The sequence below is a fragment of the Halomonas sp. ND22Bw genome, from assembly GCF_003011945.1.
Lineage (GTDB): Bacteria > Pseudomonadota > Gammaproteobacteria > Pseudomonadales > Halomonadaceae > Halomonas > Halomonas halophila.
In genome coordinates this window covers 1-275 of record NZ_PXWD01000774.1, presented here as the reverse complement: position 1 = coordinate 275, position 275 = coordinate 1, and the positions used below count along the sequence as shown (strand labels likewise).

The 275-nt window shown below is 49.5% G+C and carries 1 protein-coding gene; it reads right to left on the bottom strand.

Annotated features, from left to right (window positions below; genetic code table 11):
• Positions 1–7: 7 nt before the first annotated feature.
• Positions 8–275: SIS domain-containing protein (locus tag CVH10_RS20225; RefSeq protein ID WP_146143172.1), on the bottom strand; the 268-nt coding region annotated here is incomplete at its 5' end.

Below are 275 nucleotides of genomic sequence, written 5' to 3'. Positions count from 1 at the left end.
CAATTCTTCAAAAACGAATGCGACCCAGATCTGTGTGAGAGATGAGCGCCCCCATTCTCAGGCTCTGCGCAAGAACGTGCATTAGGGATTGGTGGACATCTTCTATGACGCCATAATTGTTGGCTGTGACATGAAGCGAAATATCAGCTTCTATAGCGGTGTGTCCGCCATCGAAGCCAGTCAATCCTATCACCTTCATGCCTAGGGCTTTAGCTGTCCTAACGGCCGAAACAATGTTTGGTGAGGCGCCTGATGAACTGATGGCGATCAATACG